The 15,788-nt window shown below is 71.6% G+C and carries 10 protein-coding genes and 2 pseudogenes; 5 read left to right on the forward strand and 7 right to left on the reverse strand.

Annotated elements, in window-relative coordinates:
- Positions 1-4: 4 nt before the first annotated feature.
- From ACJ8AN_RS29905 to ACJ8AN_RS29925, 5 genes and pseudogenes are all read right to left on the reverse strand, one after another.
- Complete coding sequence (locus tag ACJ8AN_RS29905; RefSeq protein ID WP_407758924.1) at positions 5-787, reverse strand: AHH domain-containing protein; 783 nt, start codon at positions 785-787, stop codon at positions 5-7.
- Positions 784-2,037 carry a hypothetical protein gene (locus tag ACJ8AN_RS29910; RefSeq protein ID WP_407758925.1) on the reverse strand — a complete coding sequence of 418 codons (1,254 nt, stop codon included), beginning with the start codon at positions 2,035-2,037 and terminating at the stop codon, positions 784-786. The genes ACJ8AN_RS29905 and ACJ8AN_RS29910 overlap by 4 nt, the downstream gene beginning before the upstream one ends.
- A gap of 15 nt (positions 2,038-2,052) precedes the next feature.
- Positions 2,053-2,344 (reverse strand): annotated as a pseudogene (locus tag ACJ8AN_RS29915) (PAAR-like domain-containing protein).
- A gap of 126 nt (positions 2,345-2,470) precedes the next feature.
- The gene (locus ACJ8AN_RS29920) at positions 2,471-3,505 is read right to left on the reverse strand and encodes a DUF2169 domain-containing protein (protein WP_407758926.1); all 1,035 of its coding nucleotides are present in this window, start codon (positions 3,503-3,505) and stop codon (positions 2,471-2,473) included.
- Positions 3,506-3,663: 158 nt separating this feature from the next.
- Positions 3,664-4,680, reverse strand: a complete 1,017-nt coding sequence (locus tag ACJ8AN_RS29925; protein ID WP_407758934.1) for a glycosyltransferase — start codon at positions 4,678-4,680, stop codon at positions 3,664-3,666.
- A gap of 123 nt (positions 4,681-4,803) precedes the next feature.
- On the opposite strand from ACJ8AN_RS29925, the gene ACJ8AN_RS29930 reads away from it, so the two are divergent.
- Positions 4,804-8,643, forward strand: coding sequence for a hypothetical protein (locus tag ACJ8AN_RS29930; protein ID WP_407758927.1), 3,840 nt, complete (start codon positions 4,804-4,806; stop codon positions 8,641-8,643).
- Between the two features lie 6 nt (positions 8,644-8,649).
- On the opposite strand, the gene ACJ8AN_RS29935 is transcribed toward ACJ8AN_RS29930, so the two are convergent.
- Positions 8,650-9,528, reverse strand: a complete 879-nt coding sequence (locus ACJ8AN_RS29935) for a hypothetical protein (RefSeq protein WP_407758928.1) — start codon at positions 9,526-9,528, stop codon at positions 8,650-8,652.
- A 59-nt stretch (positions 9,529-9,587) separates the two neighbouring features.
- Between ACJ8AN_RS29935 and ACJ8AN_RS29940 the strand changes: the two genes are divergently transcribed.
- Positions 9,588-10,355: a hypothetical protein gene (locus ACJ8AN_RS29940; protein WP_407758929.1), complete on the forward strand. Its 768-nt coding sequence runs from the start codon at positions 9,588-9,590 to the stop codon at positions 10,353-10,355.
- A 61-nt stretch (positions 10,356-10,416) separates the two neighbouring features.
- Here ACJ8AN_RS29940 and ACJ8AN_RS29945 read toward each other — a convergent pair whose 3' ends face one another.
- On the reverse strand, positions 10,417-12,507 hold the full coding sequence (locus ACJ8AN_RS29945) for an ATP-binding protein (RefSeq protein ID WP_407758930.1): 2,091 nt from the start codon (positions 12,505-12,507) through the stop codon (positions 10,417-10,419).
- Positions 12,508-12,674: 167 nt separating this feature from the next.
- On the opposite strand from ACJ8AN_RS29945, the gene ACJ8AN_RS29950 reads away from it, so the two are divergent.
- The 3 genes and pseudogenes from ACJ8AN_RS29950 to ACJ8AN_RS29960 all read left to right on the forward strand — a co-directional run.
- A complete protein-coding gene (locus ACJ8AN_RS29950) occupies positions 12,675-13,256 on the forward strand; it encodes a class I SAM-dependent methyltransferase (RefSeq protein WP_407758931.1) in 582 nt (193 codons plus the stop codon).
- A gap of 62 nt (positions 13,257-13,318) precedes the next feature.
- Positions 13,319-14,239 carry an RluA family pseudouridine synthase gene (locus ACJ8AN_RS29955; protein WP_407758932.1) on the forward strand — a complete coding sequence of 307 codons (921 nt, stop codon included), beginning with the start codon at positions 13,319-13,321 and terminating at the stop codon, positions 14,237-14,239.
- Between the two features lie 54 nt (positions 14,240-14,293).
- Positions 14,294-15,788: pseudogene (locus ACJ8AN_RS29960) on the forward strand (hypothetical protein); the annotation flags it as partial.

Here is a 15,788-nt window from a genome sequence, read left to right on the forward strand (position 1 = left end):
TCACCTACCGAATGGTCACGAGACTGGCCAGTTCATTGAGGTGGGCTCCCGGACTCTTGATTCCCGCCGCACGGATCTGGTTGCGGAGCCTGCCCGAGAAGGCATGGAGCTGCTCCCCCAACTTGCCTGCCGTCTTCTCAGTGAGCTGCGGATGACCATCCTCGTCTTCGTCCGCAGCCTCGTTGAGCTGTTGCCTGATGGCCATCACCCGGTTCCGGACGTTCATGCTGTAGGTGCTGTGGTACCGGGGATGCTTGAGGAGTTGGAAGAGGGTGGCGTGCCGGGAGCTGTTGGGCAGGTAGATGATGTTGATGCCCTTGTTGACGTTGTACTTCGCCTGCTGGAGCAGCTTGAGCTGGTCGACATCGAGCACCTTGCTCAACACGTCATCCACCGGGACGAGGTGATGCGCGTTGTTGGACCAGGGCCACCGTCCACTGGCGACGAAGTTGATGTGGCCGTAGGGGCCGGCCCCCATGTACCAGGCTTCTGCCTTCTTGCTGGGGTCCCGCCACGCCTGCTTGAAGGCGGTGGTGAAGACAGCGTCGAAGCGCTTGCGGGCGTCGCTGCCTTCCTCGTGAATGGGGAGGTTGTACCAGTCGGCCTCGTCACAGTCCTTCTGGTAGTTGAAGCCGTTCGTCTTGTAGTCGTGCCCCGCGAACTGGCACTCCCGCTTCCCGTTCTTCTCCTCGTAGACGCAGCGCGTGACGCAGCCGCTGTCCTCGCCAGCGACATGAGACTTGTCCTTCGAGAGCGCTGCGAAGTGCTCGTCCTTTTGCGTGCTCATGACTGCCTCCCATGAGGGGCCGTGACTCCAGCTTCGTCCTGACGCCAGGGGATGTCCCGGAGCAGGAACGCGCCCCGGGGGAGCTCGTCGTCGAGCAACGACACCAGGATGCTGGGGCTCCTGGCGTACCTCCGCATGAAGCCTCTCACGCCCATGCAGATGGCCACCGCACCCGTGGCCGCTCCAATCTCCCCGAAGTGCTCGGGCACGTACCAACGCCGCGAAGACGTGGGGAGCCCGGCCTCCTCGAGGCGGACCAGGGTGTAGCCGTACTCGCGGGACCGGGGCTCATCCCCGTTCAGGTTGACGATGGACAGCCCCACCTCTTCCGCCTGCCGCGCCCCCTCGGGGAAGCACGTGGTGATGGCCTCGAAGAGGGCCGCGCCCGTGAGGGGACGACCGGAGAAACGATGCCCGGCCTCCACAGTGGACGTGACGGGGCCGAGCAGCGCTTCGATACGGGCGCCCCGCGCGCGCGCGGCGTCCACCCGCTCCAGGAGCACGAAGGCCGCGGCCTCACCCGGGAAGCGGCCCACGGGCCGGTTGGGCGTGCGGAGCAGGCCCATTTCGTAGGCCTGGGTGAGTGTCTCCCCATCCACCCAGGAGTCGATACCGCCGACGATGCATCGCTCGAGGGACCGGCTCCGGAGCGCCTCCACTGCCCGGGTAAGCACCTGGCAGAAGGTGGCGGCCCCGCCGAAGGCATAGACCTGCGTTCTCGGCGCGAGTGGCAGCTGGTTCAGCGCGAGCAACTCAGGGAGGAACCGGCGCGTGAGCTGCTCCCGCTTCTCGGTGCGCTCGGCGTCGAACCCACGGCGGATGCGCTCGCGCGCTCCCTCCGGGAATCGGTCCAGCAGGCTTCCCTGGAGGTGGACCTCTTCCAACCAGGTGCCGGGGAGCTGGAGGTGGATGCCTGTCTGAGCGAAGGTCGACCGCTCCAGGCCGGAGTGCTCCAGCAGGTCACGCAGCGCCGCGTCTCCCAGTCGCAGCCAGCGGGCGAAACCTTCGAAGCCGAGGGTGAGCGAGGAGACCTCCTGCCCCTTCAGTGGGAGGGCCTCCAGCGTGTCTTCCTCCGTCACCTGGATGTCGAGCTCCCGCCAGCGCGTGAGCCCCGCGCGCGCGGAGGCACAGCTCGATGCCACGTCCGGGCCAATCGCGGACACCATGCCGAGGCCGGTGATGGCGATGGTGCTTCCAGGCAGGGCGGAGCCCTGGGAGCGTGCCGGGGAGTTGGGAGCGCCGGTGTTCATCCTCGTGTGGAACGGCTAGAAGTGCTTCTTGCACACGCCGCAGGTGGGCTCCTCGTCGCTACCGCCGTTGGCGATGACGGGCCCCTGGATGACGGGGAAGGGGGGCGTGTTCTTGTCGTTGTGGAGCATCAGGTCCAACCTTCTTGGTGCCCTGTGCGGTGTCCGAGGACTGGGCGATGTTGGGGTACGGAATGGGCACCGGCCCGGCGGGGCTCGGCGTCTTGCACACGTCCGGGAAGGCCGAGGTGACGCCGCCGCTGTCCTTCGTCACGACGGACATCTTGTTCACACCGGTATTGACGGGCATCGTGTCCACCTCCGGGCGGGCAGCCTACGCTTTCGGGGCGATGGGGCGCGAGCCTTCGCGGATCCGCCGCCGGAGATGTGATGACATCGGCACAAGTGCCTGGAAGCCAGGAAGCCCCCTGGTCCTTCAGTCCTTCTTCGGCGGCGAGACTCCCGCGGCGGTGAGCTTCAGCCCGCGCACGTCGTGTATGCCCTCGCCGAGCACCACGTGCCCACGCCACAGCAGCAGGACCTGCTCCGCGTCCGGGTCGAGGATGACGGTGTCCAGGCGCATCTCCGGCCTCGAGTCCTCTCCACCGGCCAACTCCACGGTAACGGCCGGGGCCGCTTGGCCGGGCAGACGGAAGGAGAGCCGGCCTTTCGGTGAGGCCCCCGAGATGATGACGGGCTCATCGCCCTTCAGGTAGCCGGGAGCGACGAGCCCTGGCGCGGCGGCGTTGAAGAAGCGCCGGTCGAAGTCCTTGGGCAGCAGCGGCTTGCGCGTCTTGTTCCACGCTTCGTCATAGGTGCCCGCGTACTTCGCGCGTGGCTGCCAGTGCGGCGAGGTGAAGCCGAAGCCCACGGGGGTGATTGTCTGTCCGAGCTCGCGCAGCGGCTCCGCCGGGTCCTCCAGGTTGGGCAGTCTCAGTCCCTCCTCGAAGTGGCGCGGGCTGGCGCGGAAGCCCGTGCCCACGGGGTTGCGCGGCTCGAAAGCGGGCTTCGCCGCATCCGTCCGGTCCCAACCCCCGAAGGCCCGCTCCCACGTGAGGGGCAGCTTGTCGAAGGGCAGGGGCTTCGTCGCGGCGATGTGGCCCATGCTCCGGAACCACGTCCGCTCGCCCACCACGCGCACGGCCTTCTTCAGCGGGCCGGCCTGCAAGGCCACCAGTGACTCGGTGGCGCCCTTCTGGGGCGCGTAGGCGTGGCCGATGAGCACCACGTCCGTGGCGGGCTTGAAGAAGGCGGCTTCCGGTTCGTACTTGTCGCTGGACTCGCCGGGCTCGCCCCAGGACTCGCCGCTCCACTTCACCGGCTCCTGCTCCTCCGCGAGCTTCAGTCCGGAGTCGCCGATGGAATAGGTGGCCTTCACCACGAGCAGCAGTAACGGCCGCCCCTCCTCGTCGGCGAGGCCCATCATGTCGAAGGCGAAGGGAGTCTCGTTCTCGAGGGTCGGGTGTCCCATGGCGCTCGTTTCCGCCGGGCCGCGCGGGCGGAGGCGCCAATGTAGCAGCCATTCCTGGGGGAAGTGCGCGTCCGTCTCCACCGCCAACCCGAGCAGCGCCGAGCGCCAGAACGCGGCCCCCCCACCTCAGGAGGACAGAGAGGGCTTGGGGCCTGGTTTCATGCGGCGCAGGTGAAGTGCACGCCCTCGACCCAGCCGAGCCGCGTGAGCACTCCGCGGATCTCATCGCGGATTCCGCGTACGCCCACCGCCGCCACCAGGTGCGTGTCCTCCGGCGGTGCTCCCAGTGCCTCCGGCGGGTCCACCGGAATCCCGTGGATGCGCGTGCCCACCTTGCGCGGGTGCACGTCGATGAAGCGCTCCACCTTCGCCCCCTCGGCCAGCAGGAAGCGCGTGAGGATGAGCCCTCCCGGCCCCGTCCCCCACATCGTCAGCGGCCGCCCCCCCACCTCCCGGCTCCGCACCAGGTAGCGCGCCTTCACCCAGATGAACCGCTTGTGCGCATACCTCGGGTCCGTCCGCGTCAGCCGCTCCGTGCTGTCCCTCCAACGCAACAGCACCTCGGGCACGTTGCGCATCCCGTGGCCCCGGTGGATGAGCTTCAGCCACAAGTCGTAGTCCTCCGGGAAGTCGCCGTGCTCCCACCCTCCGGCCGCCACCACCGCCTCCCGCCTCAGGCACACCGAGGGGTGGCAGATGGGACTCTCCACGAAGCGCTCACGGTGCAGCCGCTCGGGGGTGGTGAGCCCGTTGAGCCACGCCGCGTAGTCCCTCATCGAGGGGCTCACCGGCTGGTCCTCTCGGAACAGCTCCACCCCCGTCCCCACGCCACCCAGCCCCGGGTCCGCCTCCAGCGCCGCCACGCTCGCCTCCAGGCGCCTCGGCAGCGCTTCGTCGTCCGCGTCCATCCGCGCCACGTAGGGCGAGGTGGCATGCGCGAGCGCCAGATTCAACGCCGCCACCAGCCCCCGGCCCCCTCCGTCGAGCACCTCCACCCGGGCGTCCCTCGCCGCCAGCCCCTCGAGCACCCCGCGCGTCCCGTCCGTCGAGCCGTCCTCCACCGCCAGCACCCGGATTTCACCCAGCGTGCCTTCGAGCAGGCTCTCCACGGCGCGCGCCACGGTGCGCTCGGCGTTTCGGGCGGGAAGGAGGACGGTGACGACCGGAGGCGGCATCACGTGTAGACTGCCCCACCCATGGGTGGCGTGAGAAACGGCAAGGACGCCGGTTCATCGGAGTCTGCCGATACACGCCAGCGCTCGCCCGCTGGCCAGCCCTCCTCCGGGGAGGGCTCCGACGTGCCCGCGCTCGTCGAGCGGCACCGCCAGAGCGCCACCCGTCTGCTGCTCGAGGGTCAGGCCGCCCGCGCCTTCGGAGAGCTCGTCCGCGCCAGCCGCTCCCTGCCCATGACGCCGCGCCTCGCCTCGGCGCTCGTCACCTTCTCGCTGCGCGCGGGCACCGAGGCCGCCGCCATCGCGCTCCTCTCGTCCGCGCTCGCCCATACCCAGGGGGAGCGCCGCCGCGCCGTGCGGTTGCAGCTCGCCCGCGTGCTGCGCCGGGTGAACCAGCTTCCCCGCGCCGTCGAGGCCCTCCAGGCCCTCGTCGACGAGGCCCCGGGAGATCGCCGCGCCCGCCGGCTCCTCGACGTCCTCTTCCGCCGCCTCTCGCGCGACGCGCGGACCGAGTCGCAAGAGGTCCCCATCGTCCAGGGTGAGTCCCTCGCCGAGGAGCTGGCACCCCAGGACGTGCCTGGCGCCGAGGACCCCCTCCACCGCAGCGAGACCGTGGAGTTCTCCTCGCCCTGGCAGGAAGACGAGCACACGGTGGAGGCCGCCGGTCCGCTGGATGCGCGCTTCACGCCTCGCGCGCCCGAGCCCCGCTCCGAGCCGCCCAAGGCTCCCGCGGCCCCCGAGCCTCCCGCCGGGGACAGGCACAAGACCGTCCTGGAGATGGCCGCTCCCTGGGCGCGGGAAGAGGCCACCTCCGAGGCCTCCGGGCTGCCCTTCGCGCTCGCCGGGCCTCCCGCCGTTCCTCCGCGTGACGACTCCACGGGGGATGCCTCCAACCACCGGCGCACCACCATCGACGTCCCTCCCTTGCCCGAGGAGGACGAGGAGACCGCCACCGGGTCTCCCGCCCCCCGGCTCGCGTCTCCGCTGATTCCTCCGCCGCCCGGACTGAGGATGGACGGGCCCGTGCCCTGGAGCAGCGACGAGGACACCCAGCCCTCGCGCCAGCTCGTGCCCCGGCAGGAGAACCCGGAGGAGACGCGCGTCGAGGCCCAGCTCATCGCCCGCCAGGCATGGCGAGAGCTGGCGCAGTTCTACCTGGACACCGCCGACCGCGCGAAGGACCTGGGCGTCCGGGCCGAGACCCTCATGCGGCTCGCCGAGCTGCTCGAGGACGAGCTACAGGACCCCTCGGGAGCGGCCCGGGTGTACGGGCAGATTCTCGACCTCACTGGAGACCGCGCCGCGCTCGCCGAGCAGGTGCGGCTGCTGTCCCAGCGCGCCGATGGCGATGACTGGAGTGTGCGGCGCGTGCTCGACGAGGCGGTGCAGCGCGCGAGCAACCCCCGGGCCCGGGCCGCCGCCTTCCTGGCTCGCGGTGAGCGGCTGCTGGCCGCGGGCGAGAAGGACCGGGCCCGCTCGGACTTCGAGGCGGTGGTGGCCATCTCCCCCCACTCGCTCCCGGCGTTGATGGGGCTCGCCCGGTGCGTGCCCGAGGCGGACCGCGCCAAGACAGCCGAGCGCCTGCGCGCCGCGCTCGCCGCCGTGCCCCGCCGCACCGCCCACCGCGCCGAGGGCCTGCGGTGCCTCGCGGAGCTCGCCAGCGGCTCTCTCTCCGATGCGCGGCTCGGCCACTGGGCCTGGTCGGAGGTGCTCGCCGAGAACCCCGAGGACCTGCTCGCGCAGGACCGGCTCCTGGAGCTGACGCGGAAGCTCGGCGACAAGGAGGGGTTGAGCCGCGTGCTGCGCGCCCGCCTCGCCCGCGAGCCCCGGGGACCGTCCGCCCGCAAGGCCCGGCTGGAGCTGGTGGCCACGCTGGAGGCCTCGGGCGACAGCGAGGGCTCGCTCTCCGAGCTGCGCCAGGCGGTGCGCTTCGAGCCCGGCCACAAGGAGGCGTGGCTGCTGCTCGTGGAGCGCCTGCTCGCGCTCGGGAAGAACGGCGAGGCCGCGTGGGCCATGGAGCACGCCGCCACCGCCACCGAGGACGATGACGAGCGGCTCGGCACCTGGGAGCGCCTCGCGCGCTTCTGCCGGGAGGTGCTCGGGGACGCGGCCCGCTCGCAGGTGTACGCCAACCGCGCGGAGAACCTGCGCAAGGCCATCGCCGAGCGCGCCGTGCCCACGCTGCACCCCGAGCCGCCTCGCAGCGCCGTGCCCAAGTGGGAGGCGAGTGGCTCGCGCACGTCCCTCCTCATGCCGCCCCCCGGCGCGGTGGAGCTCACCCCCACGCCCGCGGCCGCCGCACCCGCGCCCGAGTCCGCGCCCACGGTGCTCGAGATGCCGGCGGTCGTCCTCCCGCCGCCCGCGAAGCCCGAGGCGCCCGCCACCAGGGGAACCGCTCCCGCCCCCAAGGCGGCCGCGCCCGTCAGCAAGGAGCCCGTTCCCCTCGGTGGGGAGTCCGCGTTCGCGGGCAAGACGGCCATCTTCGGCAGCAAGGACGTGGCGCCTCTCGGGAAGGAACCCGCGTCCGCGGGCAAGACGGCCGTCTTCGGCGGCAAGGAGGCGGCGCCTCTCGGGAAGGAGCCCGCGTCCGCGGGCAAGACGGCTGTCTTCGGCGGCAAGGAGGTGGCGCCTCTCGGGAAGGAATCCGCTTCCTCGAACAAGACGGCGATTTTTGGCGGCAAGGACGTGGCGCCTCCCGCGAAGGAGTCCGCTTCCGCGAGCAAGGCGGCCGCGCCTGTCAGCAAGGAGCCCGCTCCCGCGAGCCCGTCCGTGCCCGAGCTCGCGCCCGAGCCTCCCTCCGAACCGGTAGCCGTGGAGGGCACCCGCGTCATCGCCTGGGAGGCGCCTCCGGGGAAGATGGAGCCCGTGCGCCGCCGTGCGCCCGTCGTGCCCGCTTCGCCCGTCACTTCCTCCAAGCCCGCGCTTCCTCCCGCACCGGCTCCCGCCTCGGCCCCCGCTCCCGCCCCGGCTCCGGCTCCGGCTCCGGCTCCGGCTCCCGCCTCGTCTCCGGCTCCGGCTCCGGCTCCGGTTCCGGCTCCTGCCCTGGCCTCGCTGGACACGGCCCGCCCGGCGGCCATCGAGCGCGTGCGCGAGCGTCCGCTCGACGCGACGGCCTACCGGGAGCTCTCGACCTTCTTCTCGGGCCGGGGCGACACGGCGCGGGGCTCGTTGATGGTGGAGGTGGCGTCGGCGCTCACCGGCGAGAAGGGTGCCGTGCCCCGGCCGCCGAATCGCACGCTCACCCCCGAGGAGCGCGCGGGCCTGCGCCACCCCGGCCTGCGCAACCCGGCGGGCGAGCTGCTCGCCTCCGTGGGCCAGGCCCTCTGCCGTCTCTTCCCCACCTTCGGCCGGGCCGCGGGCTCCTCCGAGCCACTCCGTCCGGACTCGGGCCCCGGTGCCCGCGCCTGCCTGGAGGTGCTGCAGGCCGTGGCCCGCCTCCTCGACGTGCAGCTCCCCGAGGTCTTCCTCTCCGAGGACGAGGGCCCGCCCTTCTCGCTCGTCCACCCGGGAGCCCCGCGCCTGCTGGTGGGCCGGCTCGCGGTGCGCCAGGTGTTGCCCGAGCCGGAGCTGCGCTTCTTCGCCGGCCGGGCCCTGTCCTGCCTCGGGCCGGACCTGCTCGCGCTGCGCTGCCTGCGCAAGGACCAGTTGCTGCGCGCGGTGGCCATCCTCGCCTCGGTGCTGCGCGGCGGAACGGAGTTCGGCCCCGAGGCCCGCGTGGTGCGCGAGGCCCTGCATCCCCGGGCCCGGGAGCGTGCGTTGGTGCTGCTGGAGCCGGCCATGCGCGACTTCGACGCGGCGGCGCTCGCGGAGTCGGCGAGGCACTCGGCCAACCGCGCGGGGCTCGTGGCCTGTGGTGGACCGGGGCCCGCCGTGGCGGCCCTGCGCGCCCTCAAGTCCAGCGAGCCGGAGCTGGTGGAGCTGGTGCGCTTCTCCGCCTCCGAGCGCTACCTCCCGCTGCGCGGCTGAACCCGCTCAGCGCACCTGCACCTTGAAGGTGAGGGCGATGAGCCGGCCCTTCTCTCCGCCGAAGTCGTGGCGGTACGCGAGATCGAACCCGCCGCCCCCCGTCAGCACGCCGATGCCCAGGCCCAGCTGTGAGGAGCGGGTGAAGCCATCCCAGGTGTAGCCCGCGCGCAGCGGGATGTTCTGCCCGAGGACGAACTCCATGCCGCCGCTATAGGTGAGCGTGGTCTGGTGGTTCGTCTCGAAGTCCGCGCGCACGTCGGCGGCGACGGTGAGCAGGCCGGCGAAGACTCCGGCGTGGGCCGAGTAGTAGCGGGTGAGCTCGGGGTTGCCGGTGCCGATGAGGTTGTGCGCGGAGACGCCAATCGAGAGGAAGTCGCTGGGGCGCACGAGGATGCCGGCGTCACCGGTGATGGCGTTGGCCAGCCGGGCCCCGCGCATCAGCAGGTAGCGCGAGGAGACGCCAATCATCAGACTGTCGGCGAGCGGCACCGCGAGGGCCACGGTGTTGAGATGGGCGGTGGTGCGCTGCGTGCCCTTTCCCAGCGAGATGAGCTGATAGGACACCCCGGCGGCGAGCGCGCTGGTGCTCGAGTCCACCACGGCCACCATGCCGGAGGCGTCCTGGCCCACCCAGTCCCAGGCGCCGGTCAGCTCGATGCGGTAGGTGCGGAAGGCGGCGACGGCGGCGGGGTTGCCGGTGCCCGACTCGGCGCCCACGCCCAGGGCCCGCCAGGCGCCTCCCATGCCGTAGCCGCGAGCGCTCGTGAGATCTCTCAGGTCCTCGGCGTGCGGGGCCTCCGAGGTGGCGGGGGCGGGCTGCTCCTGGGCGTGAGCGAGGGTGGACAGAAGGAGCGTCAACAGGAGGGGCAGGCGGCGGTGCAACATGGGGGGCGCATCCTAACTGTCTTGATGGAGGGGAGGGCCATCACTAGATTCGCCGCCCCATGTCCACCCCAGACGGTGTCGTGATGAAGCGGACGATTCTCCTCGTCGGAGTGCTGGCGTCGCTGAGCGCGGGCGCGTACGTGCTGCCCGGTGGCTCCATCCTGCGCCGGATGCTGGCGGCGCGCGAGGATCTGCCCCTCACGCTCAAGGCGGATGGCTCGCTGCACTTCTACGGGCCGGGGGTGAAGGAGGCGGGCGCGGCGCTGGGACTGCCAACGGATCGGCCGGAGCTCGAGGCGGACGGCACGGTGTACATGCGGGTGCCGGGGCGCTGCCGCTTCGAGGCGAGGGCGCAGGAGGGCAACGCGGTGGCCTCGGTGTCCTCCGAGGGCCGCAAGCGGGTGGAGGGCACGGAGATTCCGGCGGTGTCCGAGGCGGTGCAGCAGCTGTGCGCGGTGCTGGCGGTGCGCGGGGACTCGACGGGGGATGTGCGCGAGGCCCTGGATGGGTACCTGCGCTCGCTGGGCATCGATCCGCGTGTGACCTCGCTGGCGCGCTTCGGCGGCGACGTGGTGTACGTGCTGGGGCAGCAGGCCGAGGGCAAGTCGCAGTTCTGGGTGTACAAGGACGCGTTCCGGCCGGCGCGGCTGCGCTACAAGGACGGCAAGGGCACGGAGTGGGACGTGCGCTTCCTGGACTACACCTCGTCGGCCACGGGTGAGCTGATGCCGCGCACCCTCGAGGTGTGGCGCGGGACGGAGCGGGTGCTGCGCTTCACCGCGCTCACCGGCGACACGCGGGCGAGGATGGCCGACACGCTCTTCTGAGCCGGACCTCCCAACCTCCACCCCTCCAGGGGAGGGGCCGGGGCGTCACGGCACGGCGTCCTCAGGAGGACGAGGGCCCCGAGAGCGGGAGCTCGACGATGAAGCTCGCTCCCTCGCCGAGCGTGCTGCGCACCCGGATGGTTCCGCCATGCGCCTCGACGATGTGCTTGGCGATGTGCAGGCCCAGGCCCAGTCCGCTGGACTGGTTCGCGGCGACGAGCCGCTCGAAGCGCTCGAAGACGCGGTGCTGATCTTCCGGCGCGATGCCGGGCCCGCGGTCCTGGACCTCGAGGAAGGCGGAGGTGCCGGTTCGCCACGTGCTCACCTTCAGCGGAGCGCCCGGCGCGTACTTGAGGGCGTTGGTGAGCAGGTTGGCCAGCACCTGCTCGAGCCGGTCCCGGTCCCACCGGCCCACGAGGCCAGGGGTGAGGTGCAGCTCGAGCGCATGGCTGGCCTCGCTGAGCTGCTGCCCGAAGCGTTCGACCACATCGCGCGTGAGCTCGCTGAGATTCACCTGCTCCAGCTGCATGTTCAGCCGGCCGGTGGCGATGCGCGAGACGTCGAGCATGTCCTCGACGAGCCGGTGGAGCCTGCCAATGGAGCGCTCGGTCTGCTCGACCAGCCGGGTGACCCGCTCGGGGGAGAACGCGGTGGCGTCGTTGCTGGCGATGCGCCTGCGCAGGTGCTGGGTCTGCATCTTCAGCGAGGTGAGGGGCGTGCGCAGCTCGTGCGAGGCGATCGACAGGAAGGTGTCTCGCGAGGCGATGGCCTCCTGCGCGCGCTGGAACAGCCGGGCATTGTCCATGGCCACCGCGACCTGGGCCGCGAGACCGGCGACCAGCTTCTCCTCGCGCTCGGTGAAGACTCCCGGCGTGGGATGGCCGAAGAACAGCCCCCCAATCACCTCGCCCGAGCGGGATATCACGGGCACCGCGAGATAGCTGCGCACCGGCAGGTGGCCGTGGGGCATGCCCTTGTTCGGCGCGTTGTGCCCGTAACGCGGGTCCTTCGTGATGTCGTCGCTGCGGATGATGCCCTCGCCCTTGAAGGTGGGCTCGAAGACCCGGGTCGCGCGGGGCATCGGGAACTTGTCGAAGGTGCTCCGAGGGACACCCGAGAGCGTGTACAGCATGTACGCCTGCCCGCGCTCGTCGAGCACGTTGTAGAAGAAGGCGCCGAACGCGGCCCTGGAGAGCTGCGTCGCCGCGTCGGTCGCGCCCTGCACCAGCTTCTCGAGCTGGAGCTCGGCGGCCAGGGCCTGGCCCGCCGCGTTGACGCGCTCCAGTGTCTGGAGCGACTCGTTCTTCTCGAGCAACGTCCTGCGGAGTGATTCCTCGAGCTGCCGCTCGGCCGTGACGTCGATGGTGACGCCATCGAAGTGCCGCGGGACGCCCTGGGCGTCGGAGGAGGCGCAGCCGAGCGCGTGAAGCCACCGGACCTGGGCTCCTTCGCCCTCGCCGAGCACCACCCGGAAGCGGAGCGCGTAAGGGGCCCCGTCGTCGAGGGTGCGCCGGAGCGCCTCCTCCACCCGTGGCCGATCCTCCGGATGAACCCCGCGCAGCATCATCCCGGACGTCACGGGGCCTTCGGCGGGAAGGCCGTGCTGCGCCCTGTAGACGGCGTTGCACGTGAGGTTCTCCAGCGGCAGGTCGCAGTACCAGAGCCCGAGGCCCGCCACCGCGGCGACGCGCTCGAAGCGGGCCTCCTCCGGGGGCGTGCGCTCGTCGAGGTGGGCGGCCGTGCCCGCGCTTCGCGCCAGCCGCTGCTCGTGGATGTCGGTGGCGCTGCCCAGCCAGAGCCGGAGGGAGCCGTCCGGATGCTTCACCGGCATGGACCGGACGTGATGCCAGCGATAGGCACCGTCCGCGCGGCGGAGCCGGAGCTCGCGCTCGAAGGCAGCCCCGGTGGCGTGGGCTTCTTCCCATGCGGCCATCGCCGCGGCCGCTTCGCTGGGGTGCAGCGTGGCCTTCCACGCCTCGGCGCCCGACAGGCGGGTGGGAAGGCCGGTGAAGGCCTGCCAGGCGGGGTTGAACTCGTGCGTCTGCGAGTTCCCCGCGGACGTCCAGATGAGCTGTGGCAGGGCCGCCGCGAACGTGCGAAAGAGCAGCTCGTCGTCGGGCGGGCCTCCGGACGGTGGGAGACGTTCTGACATTGGAGGCGGAGGTCATCCGACTCCGTGTCCTGCGTCAACAAGCGCGGCCGCCTCGAGGGGATTTCATACACGGGGTACGGGCCGGGCTCACCCGAAGGGCTAAAACCCCGCTCCAGGCAGGTCTGGGCCTTCACACCGCTTGTCGCGGAGCGTCATCGGGAGGGCTCATGTCCGAAGCGGACCGGCAGAAGTGGAACACGCGCTACCGCGAGCAGGAGGGGACCGGCGAGCCCTCCGCGTTCCTCCGTTCGCTCGCGGACCGGCTCCCGAGCACGGGCCGGGCCCTCGATGTGGCGGGAGGCGCCGGGCGGGAGGCCCTGTGGCTCGGGAGGCGGGGGCTGGACGTCACCCTGGCGGACATCTCGGACGTCGCGCTCGAGCAGGCCGCGGAGGCCGCGCGTGCGGCGGGCGTGGGCCTGCGGTGCCAGCGATTGGACGTGGAGGTGGAGTCCCTGCCGCCCGGGCCCTTCGAGCTCGTCCTCTGCATGAACTTCCTCTGGAGGCCGCTGTTCGCCGGGTTCCCGAAGGTGCTCGCGCCGGGCGGACTGCTCGTCTTCGCCCAACCCACCCGGAGCAACCTGCAACGGCATGCCCATCCCTCGGCGCGCTTCCTCTTGGAAGAGGGCGAGCTGCCCCGGCTGATTCAAGGCTTGGAGATCGTCTCGTACACCGAGGGCTGGACGGAGGAGGGGCGGCACGAGGCCCGCATGGTGGCCGTGGCGGGAGCGCACCGCACGTGGCCGACGTGAGGCTGTGATGTCTGGAGGTCCCGGTGGTTTCTCGGCGGGCCCCGCCGTAGAAGGGGGGCCTCATGGCGCTCCAGAAGATCTCCGTCCCCCGCGAGGCCGCCGGCGAGCGGCTCGACAAGTTCCTCTCCGCGCACGTGCCTGGGCTCTCGCTGGAGCGGGCGCGCGCGCTCATCGAGCGGGGCCTCGTGCTCATCCGCGGGAAGAAGTGCCAGATCTCGCGCAAGCTCTGGGGGAACGAGGAGGTCGAACTCAACCTCCCTCCGCCGAAAGCCCCGGCGAAGCGCGCCGTCGAGGGACCCGAGCTGCCGGTGCTCCACGATGATGCGTCGCTGCTGATCGTGAACAAGCCCGCGGGCCTGGTGGTGGAGCCCCAAGGGGGAAGCGTGCCCTCGGTGGTGGAGCTGGCGGCGGCGCGGCTGCCTCCGTTCGACGTGGAGGGCGTCATGCAGCCCGGCGTGGTGCACCGGTTGGACCGGGAGACGAGTGGCTGCCTCGTGCTCGCGCGCACGGACGCGGCGGTGGCGGCGTTGGATAAGGCGTTCCAGGAGAAGCGCGTGGACAAGCGCTATTGGGCGCTGGTGCTGGGCGAGACGCCCGAGCGCGAGCGGCTCGAGGCGCCGTACGGGAGGGACCCGAGGGACCCGAGGCGCTTCACGACGAAGGTGCGCTCGGCGAGGCGGGCGGCGCTCTCGTACGAGGTGCGCGAGCGGCTGAAGGGGGCGACGCTGGTGGAGGTGAAGCTGGAGACGGGGCGCACGCACCAGATTCGCGTGCAGATGGCCGAGGCGGGCTACCCGGTGCTCGCGGACTCGCTGTACGGCCCCGACGAGACGCGGGTGCACCCGGCGGCGAAAGTGATTGGCCGTCACGCGCTGCACGCCCTGCGGCTCGCGCTGCCGAGCCCCGCCACGGGCGAGGTGGTGAGCGTCGAGGCGACGCTGCCCGAGGACTACCAGCGCGCCCTGGCGATGCTTCGGGGGTAGGGCCGGGCGAGGGGCTATCTTCCTGGGCGATTGGGCTTCCAGGGAGACGCCCTCATGACGAAGAACCGCCTGCTCATCACCGGGAGGTGCCCTGTCAGGGGCAGCCTCGGCTCACTTCTCCTGGCCCTGGTCGCACTGGTGCTTCTGGGAGGGTGCACCGCTGGGCACGCGAGTGCCCCGCTCCACCAGGCCTCCGGCTCCCAGGCCCGGCTCAGGGATGCGCTGTCCGGTACGCAGCTCGCCACGGACGATGGCGCCGGCCTCTTCGAGGCACCGGGGGCCACGGTGCGGGCCAGCACGAGCGCCGAGCACCGCCAGGACACGCCTCCTTCGGGCGGATGTGGAGCGCCGCCTCCAGGCTGGCCCGATGCGTCCTCCAACGATGCCGAGGACCTGCTGGCCCCATTCCTCTCATGCACCACGCCCGCCGGATTCGTCCAGTTGCAGCGCAGGGTGGACATGGCCCGGCTGGTGCGGAGGCTGGACGATTGGAGCGCCGTGCGGCTCGGAGCGCTGGGGCCCGTGCTTGCGGAGGCAGCCGAGGCCCTCAATCACAAACGCGCCTCCTTCCTCGTCACCGCCACCCATGAGTACGGCGCCGCGCTCGCCGAGGTATTCGCCCTCTTCGTCATCCACTCGGCCTTCGACAAGGACCTGGAACAGGTGCTGCGCCAGCTCGCCCGGGACAAGCGGCTGGGACAGACGCTGGGGCAGATGGCCATCGCCCGCGAGCAACTCCAGCAGAGAGGCTTCAACCTCTCGGACTACCCGGACCGCTCCGAGCGGCCCTTTCGAGATGGCCTCCGAGGTGCCCTCAAAGGGATGGGCGATGTCGTGTCCTCGGCCCCAGCGGCTGGGTTGGGCGTGCCCCTGGGTTATACCGCGCGGAAGGAGCAGTTGCCTTCGCTCTACCGGCAGGCCCTCGACGAGGTGGAGGGCGCGCTAGCGAAGCGGGCCCTCGAGCCAGGCCACGTGGCGCAGGGCGTGCTGGATGAGCTGACATTCGGAGTACCGCTGGGCTTCTATTACCTGGCTGCGGGTGTGGGCCAGGGCGCGCACTCCCTGACACAGGGCCAGTACGAGCAGGCAGCGCGCGAGCTGACGCCAGCGGCCCTCATGGTGGCGCTGTACGCGGGCGGCAAGGGGGTGCGCATTCTCTCCGAGGCCCGAGGTGCCCCGACGGGTGCCTCGCGAGCGCTCCAGGGGCTGGAACTGCGCCTGGAGGAACTGAAGGGGGTGGCGCAGCGCCTCCGTGAGCGGCTGGGAGGAGAGGGTTTCGAGGAGGTGGCGCGCTACCTCCGGGCCGACCCAGAGGCGGCCATTCTCGTCATTGACGGAGGGGATGCTGGCGCGGCGGCCCTCTACGAGGCCCGGGGCGACGTGCCGAAGGCGCGGGCCTGGTTGTCCCAGGCGAAGTCCGAGCGGCCGGGCTCCAGCCGGACGGGGGGCGGAGCCGGGAAGAGCCCGGGCGGCATGGCCTCGCTGGCGGACGAGGCAGCGGGCCTCTCCCGTGAGGTGCTGGACGCCAGGTTCCTGGAAGTGGAGCTCG

Source organism: Archangium sp. (assembly GCF_045802675.1).
Taxonomy (GTDB): Bacteria; Myxococcota; Myxococcia; order Myxococcales; family Myxococcaceae; genus Archangium.

Bases quoted from the DNA above. Each gene is read 5' to 3' on its own strand.
- ACJ8AN_RS29905 (WP_407758924.1), bottom strand. From the start codon at position 787: ATGAGCACGCAAAAGGACGAGCACTTCGCAGCGCTCTCGAAGGACAAG.
- ACJ8AN_RS29910 (WP_407758925.1), bottom strand. From the start codon at position 2,037: ATGAACACCGGCGCTCCCAACTCCCCGGCACGCTCCCAGGGCTCCGCC.
- ACJ8AN_RS29920 (WP_407758926.1), bottom strand. From the start codon at position 3,505: ATGGGACACCCGACCCTCGAGAACGAGACTCCCTTCGCCTTCGACATG.
- ACJ8AN_RS29925 (WP_407758934.1), bottom strand. From the start codon at position 4,680: ATGCCGCCTCCGGTCGTCACCGTCCTCCTTCCCGCCCGAAACGCCGAG.
- ACJ8AN_RS29935 (WP_407758928.1), bottom strand. From the start codon at position 9,528: ATGTTGCACCGCCGCCTGCCCCTCCTGTTGACGCTCCTTCTGTCCACC.
- ACJ8AN_RS29940 (WP_407758929.1), top strand. From the start codon at position 9,588: ATGTCCACCCCAGACGGTGTCGTGATGAAGCGGACGATTCTCCTCGTC.
- ACJ8AN_RS29945 (WP_407758930.1), bottom strand. From the start codon at position 12,507: ATGTCAGAACGTCTCCCACCGTCCGGAGGCCCGCCCGACGACGAGCTG.
- ACJ8AN_RS29950 (WP_407758931.1), top strand. From the start codon at position 12,675: ATGTCCGAAGCGGACCGGCAGAAGTGGAACACGCGCTACCGCGAGCAG.
- ACJ8AN_RS29955 (WP_407758932.1), top strand. From the start codon at position 13,319: ATGGCGCTCCAGAAGATCTCCGTCCCCCGCGAGGCCGCCGGCGAGCGG.